Consider the following 21,343-nt stretch of genomic DNA (forward strand, 5'->3'; position numbering starts at 1 on the left):
CCCGCCTCAGTGGCGGGTTTCTTCATGAGCTGCTGCGACCTCAAAATCAATTGACGCTTTTGGGATGCCGTTGATGATGATTGTTAATGTATGCGTTCCCTCATAGTGCTTTCTCGTCGTCATGTTTTGAAACGACTGGGACCTGACGAATTCTTTATGTATCGCTGAGCCTGTTTCAAATTCTGTGATTTTAAATACCTTTTGATTGCGGGTGCCCCGAGCTTTCACGTAATCAATGGCATATTCAACGCGCAGCTTTAACGGCTTATCCGCCTGAAGAGTAAATTGAAAGGTCATTTTTTCTCCGATACGAATGGGGTCTTGCGTGACCTTCAAATCCATTACTTGAATAGACGGATCATCTCCATAGCTAAACATAGCCAAGATATCTGGATCACCTTTTTTCAATAACGTACGGGATGCATGTTTGACAATCCAATTCGTATGTGGATTGTCCCCGTACCACCTTTTGACCGTTTGCTTCATCAAATCAGGCTGAATCGCAGAAATATCATTTAAATGATTCGCTACACTTTTTTGCACATACTTGGCCGAATCAGACTTCAAGTTTTCCAAAATGGGCAGCGTGACCGAAGGATCCTTTTTAAGCGAAGGAACTGATAATCCCCATGGCAAACGAGGTCTGCATCCTTCACTCGCCAGCCGGCGAATATGCTCATTTTGATCCTTTGACCACACGAGCATCTGCGCAAGCATTCTCTCTTGATCTAGAATGAGAAAAGGCCGAACGGCAAATTCAGCAGTGGAAAACGGGGTAAAGAATTCAAGCGCCTTGATCGAGATATCCCAATGGTCAAGACCATACGTCTCGACGTAGTCTGGAAATACGAGCGCACTGAGCCCTGTAAAATGCGGCGCCGCCTGACGCAGTACCTTGATTGCTTGCTCATACTCCTCTGGCAGACAGGCATGCATTGATTCAGTAACTCTTCTCATTCGCCCTTTTAACTCAAGCTCCTGCCAATCCTCTTGAAACACGAGCTGTTGAAAATGACCGGCATCAAATACAGCGGACTCTTGTGCAAGTGTCTCCGCTAACTTTTGAATAAACGACTCATGATATACATTTTTTAATGGTTCGATCTTATCCGCCTCCTACATCTCAGTATCATCATTCTAACCCAATCATTCAAAAGTGGCAGCGTCAACGGCTGAAAAAAGCCCAATTCCGCAGAACTGGACTTTGATACAACCTATAAAAACATATTAATGATCATAATAAATGCAAGAGCACTAACGGAAATGATCGTTTCCATAGCCGTCCACGTTAAGAACGTCTCTTTAATGGTCATGCCAAAATACTCTTTGATCAGCCAAAAACCAGAGTCATTGACATGAGACAAAATCAACGAACCCGCTCCTGTTGCCAACACTAGAAGCTCTCTGCTCACATCCGGCATGGATGCAGCAATCGGAGCTACAATACCAGCGGCCGTCATCATGGATACCGTAGCAGATCCTGTTGCCACACGAATGACCGCAGCAATCAGCCAGCTAAGTAAAATCGGTGAAATCGGAGAATGTTTGGCTAAATCGGCAATATATTCACCAACACCCGAATCGATCAGTATATGATTGAAGGCCCCGCCTGCTCCAATGACAAGCAAAATAGAAGCGATCGGCCCTAAGCACTCATTACTAAACGACAGTACCCGGTCACGGCTCATTCCCTGAATAAAGCCAAGGCTGAAGAAAGAATACACTGTTGCAATCAGCAAGGCTGTAATTGGATCTCCGATGTATTTAAACAGCTGAAACCAAAAACTGTTCTCTGGCAAAATAATATCTGCCAGTGTGGCAAGAAGCATAAGAATGACCGGTACCAAAATGGTAAACATCGTATTCGCAAAGCCTGGAAGCTTACGGTCTACATTTCGTTCAGTGAATTGCTTTTTGAGCATCTCTGGAACTGGTTTATGTATCCGTTTTCCAATCCACTTTCCATACAGTGGTCCAGCAATGATAGCTGTCGGCAAACCGACGATAATTGATAAGAAGATGGTTTTCCCCACATTGGCTTGATAAATCCCTACTGCTGCCATTGCAGCTGGATGAGGCGGCACAAGCCCATGCACAACAGACAATCCAGCGATTAAAGAAATCCCAATCGTCACGAGCGATATACCCGTTTCAATTGCAATGGTAAACAGTAAAGGAATCAGAAGAACGAATCCGACCTGGAAAAAGACAGGTATACCTACGATAAAGGCAACGAACATCATCGCCCAATGCACATTCTTCGTCCCAAATCGGCCAATTAATGTTTGAGCTATCCGCTCAGCTCCCCCTGACTCAGCCATCATTTTCCCAAGCATGGTCCCAAGCGCTAGAACAATCGCCAGTAATGATAACGTGTTCCCTAACCCCGTTTTAATCGATTGAATGATTTCCTGCAAATCCATACCTGTAGCAAAGCCTACTAGCATAGAGGTAATAATTAAACTCACAAACGGATTCAACTTAGCGATTGTAATGAGAATGAGTAAAAGGACAATCGCCGCAATCACAATGAATAAAAGCATGCTCTCCCACCTTTCTCCTGATGTTTAACGATTTTGTTTTAATTGCAGCGCACTAATGACATCAAATTCATCCTTCAATTTGTCATAGAGGCGCTCGTATAAATAAAACAGCTCTATGTATGTCTCATTGTTCTCCATATTTGGTTCATGACGGGCCGAAATTCGTATCCATTCTTTAACCTCTTCTATCTCACCCATATGACCTAAACTATGAAGAGCGAGGACAGCTGCTCCAAGTGCCGAAGCCTCATAGCTTTCTGGAACAAGCACTTCTCTGCCCATCGTATCCGCTAAAATTTGTCGCCATATTGGAGATCTCGCAAATCCGCCTGAAGCCCGAACATCCTTCGCTGAACCAGTTAAATCTCTTAGTGCCACACCGATCGAGAACACACTCATAATGACGCCTTCTAAGACGGCTCTAATAAAATGCTCACGCTTATGCTGGAGACCAATACCAAAGAAAGTGCCTCTCGCATTTGGATTCCAATAAGGTGCACGTTCACCTGTTAAAAATGGTAGAAATAGCAGTCCCTCTGAGCCAGCCGGAACCTTTTCTGCAATATCAATCATCAAATCGTAAGGGTCCACGCCAAGACGCTTTGCAACCTCCACCTCTGAAGAAGCAAATTCATCTTTAAGCCATCTCAGCATAATTCCGCCATTATTGGTCGGTCCTCCTACCACCCAATGCTTGTCCGTCAGCGCATAGCAAAACGTCCTTGATTGCTCATCTGTGACTGGCTTTTCTACGACTGTACGGACTGCACCGCTTGTCCCGATCGTGACAGCCACCTCTCCTTTTCCAATCGCGCCGACACCTAGATTTGCTAGAACACCATCATTTGCCCCAACAACAAAAGGCGTCTCTTCTGCAATGCCCATTCGCAGCGCAATCTCTGGCTGAAGCCCTCTCAGCTGATGCGTCGTTGGGACAAGTTCAGACAGCTGATTCGCTTGGATTCCAGCAATGCGAAGTGCCTCTTCGTCCCATTGAAGCGTTTTCAATTGGAACAGTCCCGTTGCTGAAGCGATGGAATAATCGACCACATACTCACCGAAGAAATGATAAAGAACATACTCTTTTATGGAAATGAATTTTGCAGCCTTCTTGAAGACATCAGGTGCCATTTCCTTGATCCATCGTATTTTTGAAAGCGGTGACATTGGATGGATCGGTGTACCCGTTCTTTTATAAATTTGAAAGCCATCCATGTCCGTGATGATGCGTTTCGCTTGTTCTGCACTTCTGTTATCAGCCCAAATGATACTGTTCGTTAATGCCTTACCATCCTCATCCATGACGATCAAGGAATGCATCGCTGTACTAATCCCCACGCCTATGAGATTTTTTGCATCAAATGCGGCTTTCGTCAATGCGCCTCTTACACTCGCAATGACAGCATCTAATATATGTTCAGGGTTCTGCTCAACCCATGCTGGCTGCGGGTGAATGAGTTCATAAGGAACAGAATGTTTTGATAACACTTTCCCCTGTGGTCCAAACAGAACCGCCTTTGTACTTGTTGTCCCAATATCCAAACCAATTACCGCTTGGTTTCCCTTCATCTGTATCACGCCCAATCATTGATTTGAAATAAAATTCATGGTGTTGATGTACCTGATAAATCCCATTATAGGAATATTTTTTTCGACATTCAATGACCAAAAAGAAAATTATTTTCATTCAAAACCTCACAATCGTTACCACAACAGCATTTTTCCCTATTAGAAAAATTTATTTTTGAAACCATTACACCCTTTTTTGCGAAATGGTTTCTCTCATTTTCTTCAAATTGGTTAATGTTTCCTGCTGTCTTAAATGAGCAAGTGCAAAATAAAGGACATCAATTACAGTAAGCTGAGCAAGTCTTGCAGACATCGCTTCTGTTCGGAAAGCTGTTTCTTGCGTCGATGTATATAGCGTGACATCTGCAAGCTGACTCAATGGAGAACGCTGATAGCTTGTAATGCCAATGGTTTTCGCTCCTTTTTCCTTTGCTGTTCTCATCGCATCGAGTAAATCCTTGTTTCGGCCAGAATGAGATATACCAATCACTGTACTGTGATGATCAAGAAGCCCTGCAGACATTGCTTGAAAGTGAGAATCTGTATGAACAATACAATTGATGCCTGTCCTCATAAATTTGTGAAAAGCATCTGTGGCAATAAGGCCAGACCCGCCGCTGCCATAAAACTCTAAGCGTTCAGCCTCATGGATTAATTGTATAGCCTTTTCTACATCTTCTGGATTCAACAATTGAAAACTATCCTTTAATGCAGATATATTCGCTTGGAATACCTTTTGCATAAAAACAGCTGTATCATCATCAAGACTCATCTCTTCATCTACATAATCACGCTTTGTTTGATCTATTTCCTGGGCAATAGCAATCTTTAAATCTTGATAACCCTCAAATCCAAGCCTTTTACAGAGACGAAAAATGGTTGCTTCTGAGCTCGCTGTCTTTTTGGCAAGCTCGATAATAGACAAATGGATGATGTCGCGGGGTTCACTCGTAATATGTTCCGCAATTGCTTTCAGTTTTGGCGGTAATCCTCTGCTTGCTGCCCGTATCTTTTCAATACTACTTAAACTGACAGAAGCCATTCGACTTCACTCCTTCCTGACTCATGTGAACGCATACATTTCCTCATGTCCCCATCTTATAAAAAAGAAGCCTGTTTGCACAGACTTCTTTTTAAGAATTCATGACTTTGATCAATAAATCAAAAAAGGCTTCATCATCGACATCCATACACACTTGGACATTACGTTCTTTTCCCCATTGATGCTGAAAATCACATATCATTTGACCATCACAAAACTCACTTTTCGTCTCCACTTCTACATGAAAAGCCTCTGTTTTCACAAGCTGATTGTCAATTGCAAGACTCACAGCAAGCGGATCATGCATGGCGCACGCCCACACCCCATTCCGTTCAAAATAGCGCTGGCGGTAAATGTTTGTACTCTCTCTGATATAATCTGCCAACGTTTCATTTTGAATCGCATCAATTCTCTCATCCGTTAACAAGACTTGTCTCGTGACATCTAATCCAACTTGAGTCAATGAAGGGAAGCCAGCTTCCAGCACCACTTTCGCTGCTTCTGGGTCTGCATATGTATTAAATTCTGCTACCGGTGTGACGTTCCCCTGTCCCTTCACGACACCACCCATAAAAATAACTTCTTTCACGTGATGAATCAGCTCAGGGCATTTTTTCACCGCAAGGGCTAAATTCGTTAAAGGCCCTGTCAACACCAGCGTGACCTGCTGCGAATACTGCAACACCTGTTCAATGATAAAATCAGGTGCAAAACCAGCATCTGCGGTCTTCTTAGGCTGGACATCCTTCAAAGCACCGCCAATTCCATCCTCACCATGCACCCGATGTTCATAATGAGGTGCTCTTAAAAGAGGAGTCGCCGAACCTTTCATGACAGGGATTTCATCTGCCTCAACCAACTCAAGCACTTTACACGTATTCAATGTAGCCGCATCAACAGACACATTCCCGCACACCGTTGTAATCCCCAATATATCAAACCGTTTACTTTTCACTGCAAGCAAAATGCCAATCGCATCATCTATTCCAGTATCAACATCCAAGATCAATTTCTTTGTATTTGCCATGTTTGAAAACTCTCCCTTATTTGAAAGTGTCGTTAGGGGAATGATAGCATATTATTTTTGAAATTGATTTAGGGAATCAATCGGCTTTGTCGACTTGTTACTTCTCTTTTTCCCCAATGTCTTTAAGATATTGCTCTCGTTCTTTTTTGGAAAGGCTATTTAGAAAATCTTCTTTCACTTGTGGGTCAAAATCATCCCAGTTCTCGAAACGGTCTGATAAATCAGGGTCATAACTCATCGAATCTACTTTGTCAGATTCGTACCTTAATAATGCTTCGAAACTAAATCTCTCTGGTTTATCATTGATATATCCTCTAATAATGATATGCCCCATCGGATTAATCGTCACTTGATTTTCAAACGTGATTTTTTTGATAAAATGATGGATATCTCTTTTATGTAAATGTTTCTCAATTTTCGGCTTCATCTTCTCCGCATACTCTTCTGCTTGTTCTTGATCGCTTTTTTCATTTTCTTGCATGCTGTCATTTCCTCCTAAATCATTTATATTTTTTTGATGTTTATTTTGAAAAATGAGTAAAATCACTGCGATAACTATGATGAGAAATAACACACACACAACTTTAATTGTATTTTTCATTATAAATAATATCCACCTTTTAAATTTATATATATTTTTTCTATCAATCTTTTTTATGCATTAAATAGATAATTAACCCATTATATATTATAATTTACAACATCAATATTATTACAGGAGTGACGATTTTGTCTAAAACTTTAAGGTTAGATAAAATGACAGATGAGGACTATAATTTAATTTCTTCAAGATCTTATAGTATAGAAAACTATAAGAATTCAAAAGAGATAGAAATTAGCAACGGTAGAAGAATGTATGTCGTTGATTTTCAAGAAACGAAAAAAGGTCTTAATGCACTAACCCTTGTCTCAAAAGAAGATTATCGTAATTCAAACAATGGCAAAGACCTCACCAAAATCAAAAACGCCGTCATCGCTTATCGCGGGTCGGAGCCGATTGGCGCAGGGCAATATAAAGATACCATTAAAAAACATGGAAAAAAAGAGTCGGATGATCTTCTTTCTACCATTTTGACAAAGCTGCCTCCTTTTAACCAGTCACAGACGTCAAAGGAAGTGACGACTAAGGTGGCAACGGGGACAACTACCTATACAAATGAGATTGTACAGGATTGGTTGGTTTCGGATACCAAGTATTTGATGAAAAATATCCCTTTTGAGCATGGTGCGGAAAATCAAATGGTTCAAGCAGATCGGTATGCGAAAGAGATCCATAAGAAAATGCCAAATGCCAAGATGTATGTGACCGGGCATTCACTTGGCGGGTCAAATGCTTCCTATGTTCTTGTCAAAAATGATTTTATTAAAGGCGGGGTCACCTTTGAAAATCCGAATATTTATCCAAATCTATCGGATGGTCTGCAAGCCAAAGCGTTAAAAGGTGATTATCGCAATAGATTAACAGAATATATCAATCTCAATGACGGGCTTTCTCTTTTAAATCGACATACGACAGAAATCGGTCGTGTGAAAGTGATGTATGATGCCGCTCTACCTGAAGGCGTCGATTACTCCGAGGACTCCTCAAAAGCCGTCCAATTTATAAAAAATCTCCTCAATCGGGCAATGAGTGTGAATCCTTCACTGGATGCGAATTTATTCCTTGAAGCCCTCGCTGGCAGTCATGGCTTAGATCGTTATTCCTTTTCGTCAGATGGCTCCGTTCAAACCATTGATGATATGTTGAGAAAAAATCCTTCTCTCACTTCCGCCATGTTACATCAATTGAGTCAGTCGAATGTTCACCCGCAAAGTGTGATAGCGATTTTAATTAAGTCGCATGTGCTCATGAACACAGGACGTAAATTCTCGACATATGCCGAGCACCATATGCAGCAAATCATTCGCAAAATCGAAAAACTCGATGACAAAGTGGATCAATCGGTAGAACGAGTACGCTCGAGATACAAACAGATTATTGGCTTTGGTTCGTATGACCAACTGACGGCTTCAGACGTTGATGCTGTCATTCACCACTTAAAAACAGAAGGTCTTGAGAATGAATTCTACTCAGTCAAAAAGTATGATACAGCCATTGATCACGCGATGAATCTAAAAAGATGGCTCGACTCAATATCAGATGATATGAGCCAGCTCGGAAAACAATACCACGATGCAGATACAGCTCTTGCAAAGAATATGGGTATTTCGTAAGGAGAACGAAGAATGGAATTTTCAAAAAAACAACCAACAGATGCAGATCGTTTTTTGCAAAGAATGACAGATACACACACATCAAGCTCCGTCTTCTCTCAAGCTAACTTTGACACGAAAGACATGACACCAGCAGAGCTGGCTGCTTTGAAAGCAAAAATCAAAGAAGAACAGAAAACAGCTCTGATCAGAGCCATCCGGCATCAGCTTCAACATGAATTTGCAGAAGATCGGCAAGAAGCGGAAGACATTTTAGATCAGATCGATACGCTTCTTATGAAAGTCTATAAACATCAGAAGCAAATCCAATCGCATATGTCAGGCCAAGCCATTGACGCCTTAACAGAGAAAATCGAGCAAAGGCTGACGTTTTTTGAACTGAAAGAAGATGTTCGTTCCGCCATCAACTCGATCGGCATTTAAATGAACCTTCCATCCGATGAATCTTTTCCCCGCCTCACTCGTATATACTAAAAGAGTGATTGATTTGAAAGGAGATCTGTTTGTGGGATATATTTTGCTATTTTCGGTTGTGATCGGTCTTATCTTGACCCTTTTGCTCACACCACTCAGGTTGATCGTTAGAAAGAAAGGGACTGAACAACAGGTACCGCTCACGTGGATTGCGGGTCTGGCATTGCTATTTATCATCGGAATTTTCGGTTTCTACTACATCACTAATTTAGATCGGAACCCTTCATCATTATGGCTGATTGGACTTGTTGTGACAGCAGCAGGCGCCTTATTATCAGTGGGGTTAGAGCGGAAGATCAAAGGCGTATTATTTCTCATTTTATTGCTGCTCGGTGTTTATATGGCAACCGCTTTTCTATTCAATGCAAATGAAAAATTCAACGTCTCTAAAATGAATCAAAAAGTAGAAATCAAAGCGTTTGATGAGACGGAAACACCCGCGAGTGTACCTCCGCAATTTGCGCGCAATAAAATGAAGAAATCGTTCGGACAGGTTCCAAACACAAGCTACTATGAGCTTGGCAGCCTGCAAATTCAGAAGGTCAACGGCGAGTATGTGTACATCGCACCAGTGGAGTTCTCCGATTTCTTTAAATGGATTCGTTCTGGTAGCACACCGGGTTACTTTACATTAAGTGCGACCGACTCATCTGCCAATCCAAAGTTTGTGAAAACCGAGATGGTCTATACGCCTTCTTCCTATTTCAATAAGGAAATTGAGCGGCATATCCGTCTTCAGTACCCAGATTTGATTTTCTATGGAGACACGCAGCTCGAGATCAATGATGATGGCAAGCCTTATTACATTCAAACGTATGGTGATTTCATCTCTGCAAGAAATGGCTTTAAAGCCTCGGGCGTGGTCGTTGTTGATGCCAAAACTGGCGCAACGAAGAAATATTCTTTAGATCAAGTACCTGCCTTTATTGATGGTGCTGTTTCTCCAGAAGCGGTCAGTCTGCAAAATAGCTACTTCGGAAACTATGTTCATGGGTTCTGGAACAGTATGTTTGGAAAATCAGATGTGAAGCTGCCTTCAGATGAGGGAACTGAGGCGAATGTGAGTCCAGTCTTTGATTCTAAAGGAGATATGTATTACTTCACGGATTTCACAAGTCCAAAAGAGGGCGTTGATTCCATGCTCGGCTATGCTCTGACAAATGCCCGGACAGGAAAGGCGACGTATTATACTGGAAATCTTGAAGCATCCTACATGGATTCTCAAGGAGCATTGCAAATTATTGAGAAGCGATTTATCGAGAAGAAATGGAAAGGCCGCATGCCAATTCTGTATAATTTCTATGGAGAAGCCAGCTGGCTTACACCTGTTCTCGATTCAAACGGATTCCTGCAAAACTACTTTATTGTTTCAGCAGCCAACCCTGAAATCGCTGCATACGCTTCTACACCAAACGAAGCACTACGAGCCTATAAAACAGCTCTTCAAAAAGGCGGCGGCACTGTCAACAGTTCATCTAAGCAAGAAAAGAAAGATACGTCAGGCAAAGTGAAACGAGTGTATAAGGAAAAGACCGGTGATTATACAACCGTCACCTTCCTGCTCGACGACGGGAAAAACTACACCACGTCCTCTGAAAAAGAGCCTCTTGTGATTTATTTAAAAGAAGGGGATCAGGTTACGATCAAATATACAGATACAGGTGAAATTTTCCTTCCAGTAGATGAAATAAAAATCAAAGGACTATAAAAAAAGACGTTTCTCCTATTGCGGAGAAGCGTCTTTTCTCTCTTTCCTTAACAATTCAACAAGCAATTCCTTATTTTTATTCCCGCCTGTCATCGGTGATTCGACATAGGAGAATTTCCGTTTAAAGTCCATTCCTCTCACAGAAATAACAGCCAGCTCCCCGCCAATACTGCCTCGCTGGAGCACATATTTTGATAAAATTGATAGCCCCATCCCGTGAATGACTGCTTCTTTAATCGCTTGGTTGCTGCTAAATGTCACAAAGGTCCTTGCTTTCAGTCCATTTGATTTCAGCACGTGCTGCAAGTATTCACCTGTACCTGACCCCTTTTCTCTCGTGATCCATGTTTCGTTTTGCAATTGATCAATTGTGACATCTTTTTTCTTAGCAAACGGATGATCTAATGGAGCAACGATGTAAAGTTCATCCTCTAGAAATGTCTCAACAGAGAGTTCTTTGTCATTGGTCTGACCTTCAATAAGACCGATATCGACATGGAACAAACGAACATGTCTGGCAATCGCCTCTGTATTATCAATCACCACCTCAATATCCACATGCGGATAGAGCTGGTGAAATTCCGCCAAAATTTGCGGCAGCACGTACTCCCCAATGGTAAAACTCGCTCCAATCGTCAGCTTCCCTCTTGCTAGATGATGATGCTCATAAATGTCCTGCTTCGCCTGTTCATATAAGCGAATGATTTGTTTTGATCGATGATAAAGCATATCCCCAGTTGGTGTAACGGTCAATTGCTTTGGCGAACGATTAAGCAGAACGGTCTGGAATTCCTGCTCCAAGTTCTTAATATGAAGACTGACACTCGGCTGAGAAATCCGCAGCTTCTGGGCTGCTTTCGTAAAGTTCTTCTCCTCCACAACGGTCACAAATGTCTTCAGTGCATCGTAATACATCTGTCCCTCTCCTATCAGAAATCTTAATCCAACATCTTCAATACATATATCTTACTAATTCCTCTCCAGATCGTAAAGAACAGCCTAAACGAAAACAATTTAATAAAATATTTACTAATTTTTTTAAAAACTCTATACTGAGAGGAGATATTTTCTATAGGAGGTGCTGACTTGGCAGCAAAAATAAAAGACATTGCGGAAAAAGCTGGATTATCCATTGCGACCGTGTCTCGTGTACTAAACCAAGATCCGAACCTTTCTGTCACGGATCAAACACGCGAGAAAGTATACGCCGCTGCGGAAGCTTTGTCCTATCAAAAAAAGACATTCAAGCATTCATTAAAAAAGATCGCCTTTCTCTATTGGATGACCGAAAAAGAAGAGCTTGAAGATATTTATTTTAAATCCATTCGTCTAGGCATTGAGGAACTCACCAAAACCAGAAGCTTACATGTTTCCGCTTACAATCCATCTGATGGTCTTCACTCCATTGATCCTTCTACAGAAGGCATCATTGCCATCGGTCGATTTAAAAAAGCAGAGCTTGACCAATTATACGCAATCACACATCACATCGTCTTTATTGATACATCACCAGATGAAGATCGCTTTGATTCTGTCAAACCAAACCTAAAACGAATTGTTGAAAAGATCATCGATTCTTTTATAGAAAAACAGCACACATCCATTGGGTTCATTGGCGGGACAGACCTTGATCTCAATACAAATAGGCGGATTCCAGATATCCGTGAAACAACCTTCCGTCAATACATGACAGCAAACAATAAGCTGGATGAGCGGTTGGTCTATATCGGACACCACTTCTCTGTAGATGAAGGCTATTCGCTCATGATGAAGGCGATCGACGAGCTCGGCGATGACCTGCCCACTGCTTTTTGCGTCGCAAGTGATCCGCTTGCCATTGGCTGTTTACAAACATTAAATGAACGTGGTTTTTCTTTACCAAATCGAGTGAGTGTATTTAGTATCAACGATATTCACGTTTCTCAATATGTCTCGCCACCGCTCACAACCTACCACATCCATACCTCCTTGCTTTGCGAGACAGCGGTCGATTTACTTTTAGAAAGGCTTGTTGACGGCAGAACATTACCAAAAACCGTGCTCATTGCCTCAGAACCTGTCTTTCGAAAAAGCACCATATAAACAGTTGGAAGCCCTGCCGCATGTGGAGGGCTTCTTTACGCTTCACACGAGTAAAAAAGTTTACTTAATAAATTTAATAAAATATGTTTACTTTTTTTACTTAAGTTGATATTCTCACATTAAGAAAGCGTTTTCTTGTTATCTGTGAAAAAAGAACGAGAGGGGATTACCAATGAAAAAGGGAAAATGGGCGACATTATCGGCAGTCGTTGGAACTGCTGTGCTGCTGCTTTCAGCATGCGGGCCAGGAGACGACAATTCGAGCGGTACACAGCCGGCTTCTACAGGGACAAAGACCTTGCTAGTGTGGGAGGATGTCAAAAAGTCTGATGGGATTCAAGACGCTGTAAAAGAATTTGAACAACAAAACGGCGTGAAAATCAAAGTGGTCGAAAAAGCGTATGCCGACCAAATTGAAGCGCTTCGTCTTGATGGAGCAGCGGGAACTGGGCCAGATGTCATCACCATGCCTCACGATCAAATTGGATCAGCTGTCACGGAGGGGCTGCTGCAAGAAATCAAACCAGATCAAAAAGTGATTGATTCCTTCACAGACGAATCGATTCAATCACAAACAATGAACGGAAAGCTGTATGGTCTGCCAAAATCCGTCGAAACCACTGTCCTTTTCTATAACAAAGATCTTGTGAAAAAGGCACCAACTACACTCGACGGCTGGTATGATCTTTCAAAGAAACTGACAAAGGAAGGGAAATACGGTTTTGTGGCCAAATGGGATGAAATTTATTACGCACAAAGTGTATTAGGTGGATCAGGAGGCTATATTTTCAAACAGAAAAGCGACGGCTCTTATGATGTCAATGACATTGGTCTTAATAACGCTGGTGCCATCGAAGGCGGAAAATACATTCAGACATTCTTTAGAGAAGGACTATTCCCGAAAGGTATCATTGGTGAACAAGGAATCAACGTCCTCAACTCCTTATTCACAGAGAAAAAAGCAGCGGCTGTTATTTCTGGTCCGTGGTCATTCGGACCATATAAAGAAGCCGGCATTGACTATGGCGTGACCGAACTGCCCACACTCCCTAACGGAAAACATATGAGCTCATTCTTAGGTGTAAAGAGCTACAATGTCTCCTCTTATTCTAAAAATAAAGAACTCGCTGAAAAATTTGTTGAGTTTATCACGAACGAAAAAAATTCGAAAAAGCGCTTTGAAGTAACAGAAGAAATTCCACCAGTGAAAAAGCTGATGAAAGACCCAGTCATTACTGAAAATGCAAACGCGGATGCTGTTTCAAAACAAACGAAATATGCCACACTGACACCGAACAATCCAGAAATGGCAGAGGTGTGGAAACCGATTGACAGCGCATTAGGGCTGATTGCAACTGGTCGTACCGATGTGAAAAAGGCATTTGATGATGCGGTCAAACAAATCGACTCTCAAATGAAAGCGAATCACTCCAAATAAACATCAAGCGCGGGTAGCTGATCGTTTATCAAGCTGCCCGTATTTGATCTCATTTCATATGAAGTAGGTGTTAGACGTGACGGGTAACCTTGAACTAGACCGCACACACACAGTGGAATCAAAGACACACCGGAGACGGGCGTTAATGTTCTCCCTTATACCCGGAATGGGGCAGCTATACAACAAACAGTATGGCAAAGGGGCACTCTTTTTCCTGTTCGGCGTCTCTTTTCTCATTGTGTTTTATGATTTATTCAATATTGGCTTCTGGGGGCTGTTCACACTTGGTACGATGCTGCCTCGTGACAACTCTGTGTTCCTTTTAGCAAAGGGAATTATTGCGCTTTTAACAGCTGGATTTGGAATCGGCTTTTACGTACTTATGATGCGTGATGCATTTATGAACGGGAAGAAACGTGATCAAGGGGTTCCGCTTCATTCCATCCGTGCTCAATATCATCAGCTCATCGACCAAGGCTTTCCTTACTTAATGAGCACTCCTGCTTTCTTTTTACTTCTATTTTCCGTTGTCTTTCCTATCATGTTTAGCTTTGCGCTTGCCTTTACGAACTATGATTTATACCACTCGCCTCCTGCCAATCTCATTGATTGGGTAGGGATCAAGAACTTTCAAAATATCTTTTCAATCGATATTTGGCGAGACACCTTCATTGATGTACTTGGCTGGACCGTTGTATGGACATTGGCGGCTTCAACCCTTCAATGTGCCGTCGGCATCTTTCTAGCGGTTCTGCTCAATCAGAAGGATTTAAAAGGGAAACGCTTTTTTAGGACGATTTTGATTCTGCCTTGGGCTGTTCCGGGATTTGTGACCATTTTGGTGTTTGCAGGATTGTTCAACGACACGTTTGGTGCGATCAACAATACCCTTTTTGCATCAATTGGGATTGATCCTAAGCCTTGGCTGACAGATCCATTTTGGAGCAAAATGGCCCTTATTACGATGCAGACTTGGCTTGGATTTCCTTTTGTATTCATTATGACAACCGGTGTTTTGCAGGCCATTCCCGAAGATTTATACGAGGCGGCAACCATTGATGGGGCCAATTTCTTTCAGAGGTTCCGTTCCATTACATTACCGCTTGTCCTCTATTCCATTGCACCTATATTAATCACACAATATACGTTTAACTTTAACAACTTTAATATCATCTACTTATTTAATGGCGGGGGGCCTCCTGTTGCTGGATCAACAGCTGGGGGGACGGACATATTGGTTTCTTGGATTTATAAACTAACGATGCAGTCATCTCAATATGCGCTTGCTGCCGCTGTCACGATCTTACTTTCAATCTTCGTCATTGCCATTGCCCTTTGGCAGTTTAAGAGAACGAATTCATTCAAAGAGGAGGACATGATGTGATATGGGATCAAAACAGAATAAGCTCATCCGCCTGAGTATCACTTATTTTATCCTTTTCATTGCCTCCGCTTGTATTCTATATCCACTCCTTTGGACGATCGGTGCTTCCTTTAATCCTGGGAACAGTCTGATGAGCACCAGCATGTTTCCGAAGAACCCAACGTTCAGCCACTATACCGAGCTGTTCTTTGGTCAAGGGGCTCTTTATGCAAAATGGTATTGGAACTCAATGAAGATCAGTATTGCGACTATGCTCTTAACGCTGATTCTTGTCAGCTTTACAGGCTATGCCTTTTCTAGGTTCCGATTCAAAGGACGGAAAAATGGGTTGATGCTCTTTTTGCTGCTGCAGATGATTCCTCAATTTTCAGCGCTGATTGCCATTTTTGTATTGGCTCAAATGCTCGGACTGATTAACAGCCACCTCGCACTGATTTTAATTTATGCAGGTGGACAAATTCCGATGAATACGTATTTAATGAAAGGCTATCTTGATGCGATTCCAAAGGATCTCGATGAATCAGCCAGAATGGACGGCGCAGGGCATTTTCGGATTTTTATCCAAATTATTATGCCGCTCGCCAAGCCGATTTTAGCCGTTGTTGCCATTAACTCATTTACCGGGCCACTGGGTGACTTCATCATCTCCAGTGTCATTGTCCGCTCACCCGATATGTATACGCTCCCAATCGGTCTATACAATCTTGTATCAGACAAAATGGGTGCCAGCTACACGACTTTTGCAGCCGGGGCTTTACTGATTGCGATTCCAGTTGCTTTCTTGTTTCTTGTTTTACAAAAACAATTTGTATCCGGCCTCACACAAGGCGGGACAAAAGGATAAGGGGAGATTTGATGAAAAAATGGGTGCTCGTCACGGTTGTCGTTTTCTTTCTGATGGGGTTAGGGATTCTGCCTGAAGCAAAAGCCGATACGATTTCTGTGAAACCGATTAATGGACTGCAAGGTGATTTCATTAAAGGAGCCGATATCTCCATGCTGGCAGAAGTCGAGAAAAGTGATGGCAGATACTTCGATCAGAACGGACAGCAGGTTGATCCGCTCAAGCTGTTAAAGGAAAAAGGCGTCAACTACGTGCGCATCAGACTCTGGAACCATCCATACGACAACCAAGGACGTGCCTATAACGGCGGAACGAATGATATCAATACAGCCATCGCTCTATCAAAACGCGCAAAAGCACAAAATATGAAAGTGCTGCTTGATTTTCACTATAGTGATTTCTGGACCGATCCCGGTAAACAGTTCAAACCGAAAGCTTGGACCAATCTCTCCCAAAGCGATTTAGAAAAAACTGTCGGCACTTACACAAGCGATGTGCTCAAAGCGATGAGAGCACAAAATGCCCTGCCAAATATGGTACAGGTCGGAAACGAATTGAACTCAGGCATGCTGTGGCCGAACGGAAAGAGCTGGGGTGAAGGCGGCGGCGAATTCGACCGGCTCGCTGCTTTACTAAAGGCTGGCACAAATGCTGTCCGCTCTGTCGACTCAAACATCAAGGTCATGCTTCACCTAGCACATGGAGGGGACAATGGCGCATCCCGCTGGTGGTTTGATGAAATCACCAAACGAGGTGTCTCATTCGATACGATCGGTTTATCTTACTATCCATATTGGGACGGCGGATTCAGCGGTCTTTCCACCAATATGAATGATATTAGCGCCCGCTATAACAAAGACGTTATCGTGGTAGAAACGGCTTACGGCTTTACGACAGCCAATGGTGACAACCTAGAAAACTCATTCAACCAAGATTCTGTCAATACTGCCGGTTATCCAGCATCACCGCAAGGGCAGGCATCTTTTATACGAGATCTAGCAGAAAAAATTTCACAAGTGAAAAACAATCGCGGAAAAGGGTTCTTTTATTGGGAGCCGCTTTGGATTCCGGCGAAAGGCGCTCCGTGGTCTAGTCAATACGGGCTCGCTTATATTCAAACAACCGGAACAGTCGGGAATGCTTGGGAAAATCAGGCCATGTTCGATTTCAACGGAAAAGCACTGCCTTCTCTTGATGTATTTAAACAAATGACACCGTAATTAAACTGATAGGACGTGACAAAATGGGAAAGCGTTACCCACTCGTTCACCCAAATGTAAAAGGCTTTTTGCATGGTGGCGACTATAATCCTGATCAATGGCTTCATATGCCGGAGATCATTGACGAAGATTTCCGATTAATGAAGCTGGCTCACTGCCAAACATTCTCCATCAATATTTTTGCATGGAGTAAGCTTGAGCCAAAAGAAGGCCAATATGACTTTGCATGGCTGGACGATATCATGGACCGCTTGGCAGCGCAGGGGGCTCACGCCATTCTCGCCACACCAAGCGGGGCAAGACCTGCTTGGCTCTCACAAACATATCCAGAAGTCTTACGCGTCGAAGCAAACCGCCAGCGTAACTTACACGGGCTTCGGCATAATCATTGCTTCACCTCACCGGTATATCGAGAAAAAACGAATACACTCAACCGTTTGCTTGCTGAACGCTACAAGGATCATCCAGCGCTGATCATGTGGCACATTTCAAATGAATACGGCGGTGAATGTCATTGTGATCTTTGCCAAGAGGCATTTAGGCACTATCTGAAAGACAAATACAACCATGACCTTGAAGCCTTGAACCAAGCATGGTGGACAGGATTTTGGAGCCATACCTTTACTGATTGGTCACAAATCGAGTCACCCGCACCGCATGGAGAGCACATGATTCACGGCATGAACCTAGATTGGAAGCGCTTTGTTACCGCACAAACGATCAATTTTTATCAAAATGAGATTGAGCCGCTACGAGAATTAACGCCACATGTCCCAGTGACCACCAACTTTATGGGCGACTATCCGCATATGCGTCCATTCCTTGGACTGGATTATCATCAATTTGCAAAAGAAGTTGATGTGATCTCATGGGATAGCTATCCTGCCTGGCATAGCGGCAGAGAAACCACTGCTGAATTAGCGTCAAACGTTGCCTTCGTACACGATCTATATCGGTCATTAAAGGATGGTCAGCCGTTTCTTGTGATAGAGAGCACGCCAAGCCTCGTGAACTGGCATGAAGTGAATAAGGTCAAACACAAAGGAATGGCACACCTTTCTGCTATGCAAGCGATCGCCCACGGGTCAGACTCGGTGATGTATTTCCAGTGGAGACAAGGTCGAGGCGCCTCTGAGAAATTCCACGGTGCAGTTGTTGATCATTCAGGGCACGAACAGACGCGTGTGTTTCAAGAAGTGGCTGAGCTAGGGAAACAGCTGGAGCAGCTCCAGCCGATTGCGGGCACATCCATTCAACCAGATGTTGCCATCATATATGATTGGGAAAACCACTGGGCAATTGATGATGCACAGGGCTTAAATAATACAAACAAGCGCTATGTGGAGGCTTGTCAAACTCACTATCGCAGTTTCTGGAAAAAGGGCATCCCTGTTGATATTGTCGGAATGGAAAAAGATTTCTCATCCTATCGAGTGCTTGTTGGTCCAATGCTCTACATGATCAAACCAGGCGTGGCAAAAAAGATAGAAGCGTTTGTCAAAGAGGGCGGCATTTTTGTCGCAACATACTGGAGCGGCATCGTCGACGAAAACGACCTCTGTTTCCTCGGCGGCTTCCCTGGTCCTCTCCGCCATGTACTTGGCATTTGGGCAGAGGAAATCAACACATTGATGCCAGATGAACACGTCATCATGACGACAGGAAATGGACGCACTTACCATGTCGGTCAATATTGCGAATCCATTCACCTAGAATCAGCCTCTGTGTTAGGGCATTTTGAGAATGGCTGCTATGAAGGACAGCCAGCCCTTACTGTCCGTCCATTTGGAGAGGGAAAAGCATACTATATGGCATCTGAAAATGAGCAAGCTTTTTATGATGAGTTTTACGAAGATCTCCTCGCAGGAATGGACATCAAACCTGTCCTATCCTCGACGATTCCAGAGGGCGTCAGTGTACAGAAACGAACAGACGGGTCGCAGGAGTATGTGTTTATGATGAATTTTACAGAACAGCCGCAGAGCATTTCACTAGATTCAGCGGATAGCTATGAAAATATGCTGACTGGAAAGCATATACCTCAACAGCTTCAACTGAATCCTTACGAATACGTCATCTTGAAAAAATAGTGTCGAAGAAGCGTCCATGGATTGGACGCTTCTTGATTTTAGTGATTCTAAATACCTATATAAACTTACACAACAGTAGATAAGCGCTTGAAGCGTTATTTTTTATCTAAATTTTTTGACATGTTTGACCCCGCGCCATGATTGGCTTCACCATCCTTTTTTACCATTGTATAGGTATGAAAGCGGTTGCTTCATACTCGTATTTTTGATACCCTTTTTTTCAATGCAGATGTGGGACTGCATTGCGGGACAAAGAACAATCAAATGTAAACGGTTTATTGTAGGGGGAGGGGCTTATGTTAACGTTTGTTGGGTTGTTGATTATTTTAACGATTGTTGTATTGCTGATTTGGGGGAAAGCAAGTCCAATTGTCGCCATGGTCATGGTGCCTTTCATAGGGGCGCTCATTGCGGGATTTGGTATCAATGACATTCAAACCTTTTTTGAAGAAGGGATTATCAAAGTATTGCCAGTGGCGACCATGTTTATCTTCGCCATTTTATTTTTTGGCATTTTACAAGATACAGGGTTCTTTGAACCTGTAATTAAAGCATTAATTAAGCTGACAAAAGGAAATGTTGTCACGGTTGCGATGGGAACAGCTTTGATTGGGGTGATCGCACACTTAGACGGAGCAGGGGCTACGACCTTTTTATTAACTGTACCTGCACTGCTTCCGCTTTATAAAAAATTACATATGAGTCCTTACTTACTGCTGTTATTAATCGGGACGAGTGCCGGATTAACCAATATGATTCCGTGGGCCGGACCCACAGGACGGGCAGCGAGTGTCTTGAATATGGACCCATCTGAACTCTGGGTACCACTCATTCCCATTCAGCTCATTGGAGTCGTACTCGTGTTGGGAATGGCGTTCATCTTAGGAAAAAGAGAAGAAAAGAGAATTCGAGTGAAAATTGCTGCAAACGAAGTAGCTGCTGTTCAACTAGAAGGGTCCGATTGGGATCGTGCCATTCAGTCTATTAGCGAAACAGGAGACGCCTCTTTAAAGCGTTATCACTTAATCTGGGTAAACCTCATTCTGTTTTTAGCTGTTGTTGTCCTTCTTGTGCTTAACGTGATTCCTGCTAGTTATATGTTTATGATTGGTCTTTCACTAGCACTTCTGATTAACTTTCCGAATGTGAATTTACAGATGGAGCGAATTAAGGCACATGCGCCAAGTGCGCTCATGATGGCGGCTGTTATTTTCTCTGCAGGTTCTTTTTTAGGGATTCTCGAAGGAACGGGAATGCTCAAAGCCATTGCAGTTGACAGCATTCACATTTTGCCGGCTTTCCTGCTGCCATTTTTACATATCATTGTCGGAATGCTTGGGGTGCCGCTTGATATGCTGACTAGTACAGACGCCTATTATTATGCACTGCTTCCAATTGTCGAGTCGATTACATCTGAGGTGGGCGTACCAGGGACATCTGCGGCATATGCCATGATGATTGGAAATATCATTGGGACCTTTGTCAGTCCTCTTGCGCCTGCTGTATGGCTCGCTGTCGGTCTTGCAGGGGTCGATATGGGGAAGCATATCCGCTACTCTTTCTTCTGGATGTGGGGATTCAGTATTATCCTCCTGTTCATTGCAATGGGAATTGGCATCATTTAAAAAAGAAAGACATGCGCATATGGCGCATGTCTCAGCGTGTAGACAAACCCTCGCATTCTTTGTCAGTCCTGCGTGCCGGTGCT

17 protein-coding genes are annotated in these 21,343 nt (G+C 43.0%); 10 read left to right on the forward strand and 7 right to left on the reverse strand.

All coding sequences use genetic code 11. The annotated features are described in order from the left end of the window. Positions 1-6 precede the first annotated feature (6 nt). From BA1_RS15130 to BA1_RS15155, 6 genes are all read right to left on the reverse strand, one after another. Positions 7-1,104: a DNA alkylation repair protein gene (locus BA1_RS15130; RefSeq protein ID WP_034739711.1), complete on the reverse strand. Its 1,098-nt coding sequence runs from the start codon at positions 1,102-1,104 to the stop codon at positions 7-9. Positions 1,105-1,214: 110 nt separating this feature from the next. Next, positions 1,215-2,543: a GntP family permease gene (locus BA1_RS15135; protein ID WP_008360715.1), complete on the reverse strand. Its 1,329-nt coding sequence runs from the start codon at positions 2,541-2,543 to the stop codon at positions 1,215-1,217. 24 nt (positions 2,544-2,567) lie between these two features. Continuing rightward, positions 2,568-4,112, reverse strand: coding sequence for a gluconokinase (gene gntK / locus BA1_RS15140; RefSeq protein ID WP_008360716.1), 1,545 nt, complete (start codon positions 4,110-4,112; stop codon positions 2,568-2,570). A gap of 184 nt (positions 4,113-4,296) precedes the next feature. Continuing rightward, a complete protein-coding gene (locus tag BA1_RS15145; protein ID WP_008360718.1) occupies positions 4,297-5,154 on the reverse strand; it encodes a MurR/RpiR family transcriptional regulator in 858 nt (285 codons plus the stop codon). Positions 5,155-5,245: 91 nt separating this feature from the next. Further along, positions 5,246-6,181: a nucleoside hydrolase gene (locus tag BA1_RS15150; RefSeq protein WP_008360720.1), complete on the reverse strand. Its 936-nt coding sequence runs from the start codon at positions 6,179-6,181 to the stop codon at positions 5,246-5,248. Positions 6,182-6,278: 97 nt separating this feature from the next. After that, the gene (locus BA1_RS15155; RefSeq protein WP_008360723.1) at positions 6,279-6,782 is read right to left on the reverse strand and encodes a DUF1433 domain-containing protein; all 504 of its coding nucleotides are present in this window, start codon (positions 6,780-6,782) and stop codon (positions 6,279-6,281) included. Positions 6,783-6,937: 155 nt separating this feature from the next. Here BA1_RS15155 and BA1_RS15160 point away from each other — a divergent pair, with 155 nt between their 5' ends. The 3 genes from BA1_RS15160 to BA1_RS15170 all read left to right on the forward strand — a co-directional run bounded on the left by BA1_RS15160 (position 6,938) and on the right by BA1_RS15170 (position 10,577). Then, complete coding sequence (locus BA1_RS15160; protein WP_420196218.1) at positions 6,938-8,395, forward strand: lipase family protein; 1,458 nt, start codon at positions 6,938-6,940, stop codon at positions 8,393-8,395. Between the two features lie 12 nt (positions 8,396-8,407). Next, positions 8,408-8,818, forward strand: a complete 411-nt coding sequence (locus BA1_RS15165) for a hypothetical protein (RefSeq protein WP_008360727.1) — start codon at positions 8,408-8,410, stop codon at positions 8,816-8,818. Positions 8,819-8,900: 82 nt separating this feature from the next. Continuing rightward, positions 8,901-10,577, forward strand: a complete 1,677-nt coding sequence (locus BA1_RS15170; RefSeq protein WP_008360729.1) for a hypothetical protein — start codon at positions 8,901-8,903, stop codon at positions 10,575-10,577. 15 nt (positions 10,578-10,592) lie between these two features. Here the strand turns inward: BA1_RS15170 and BA1_RS15175 are convergent, their stop codons facing one another. After that, on the reverse strand, positions 10,593-11,492 hold the full coding sequence (locus tag BA1_RS15175) for a LysR family transcriptional regulator (RefSeq protein ID WP_008360731.1): 900 nt from the start codon (positions 11,490-11,492) through the stop codon (positions 10,593-10,595). Between the two features lie 171 nt (positions 11,493-11,663). Between BA1_RS15175 and BA1_RS15180 the strand changes: the two genes are divergently transcribed. From BA1_RS15180 to BA1_RS15210, 7 genes are all read left to right on the forward strand, one after another. Further along, positions 11,664-12,659, forward strand: coding sequence for a LacI family DNA-binding transcriptional regulator (locus BA1_RS15180; RefSeq protein ID WP_008360733.1), 996 nt, complete (start codon positions 11,664-11,666; stop codon positions 12,657-12,659). 172 nt (positions 12,660-12,831) lie between these two features. Beyond that, positions 12,832-14,097, forward strand: coding sequence for an extracellular solute-binding protein (locus BA1_RS15185; RefSeq protein WP_008360735.1), 1,266 nt, complete (start codon positions 12,832-12,834; stop codon positions 14,095-14,097). A 145-nt stretch (positions 14,098-14,242) separates the two neighbouring features. Then, entirely contained in the window at positions 14,243-15,481 is a 1,239-nt protein-coding gene (locus BA1_RS15190) for a carbohydrate ABC transporter permease (protein WP_034739720.1), read from the forward strand. 1 nt (position 15,482) lies between these two features. After that, positions 15,483-16,325 carry a sugar ABC transporter permease gene (locus tag BA1_RS15195; protein WP_008360738.1) on the forward strand — a complete coding sequence of 281 codons (843 nt, stop codon included), beginning with the start codon at positions 15,483-15,485 and terminating at the stop codon, positions 16,323-16,325. Between the two features lie 11 nt (positions 16,326-16,336). Continuing rightward, entirely contained in the window at positions 16,337-17,545 is a 1,209-nt protein-coding gene (locus BA1_RS15200; RefSeq protein ID WP_008360741.1) for a glycoside hydrolase family 53 protein, read from the forward strand. Positions 17,546-17,568: 23 nt separating this feature from the next. Then, positions 17,569-19,635, forward strand: a complete 2,067-nt coding sequence (locus BA1_RS15205) for a beta-galactosidase (protein WP_008360743.1) — start codon at positions 17,569-17,571, stop codon at positions 19,633-19,635. A 296-nt stretch (positions 19,636-19,931) separates the two neighbouring features. Further along, positions 19,932-21,260 carry a CitMHS family transporter gene (locus tag BA1_RS15210; protein WP_008360745.1) on the forward strand — a complete coding sequence of 443 codons (1,329 nt, stop codon included), beginning with the start codon at positions 19,932-19,934 and terminating at the stop codon, positions 21,258-21,260. The last annotated feature ends 83 nt before the right edge of the window (positions 21,261-21,343 follow it).

Origin of the sequence: Bacillus xiamenensis (assembly GCF_000300535.1) — a bacterium.
Classification (GTDB): Bacteria; Bacillota; Bacilli; order Bacillales; family Bacillaceae; genus Bacillus; species Bacillus xiamenensis.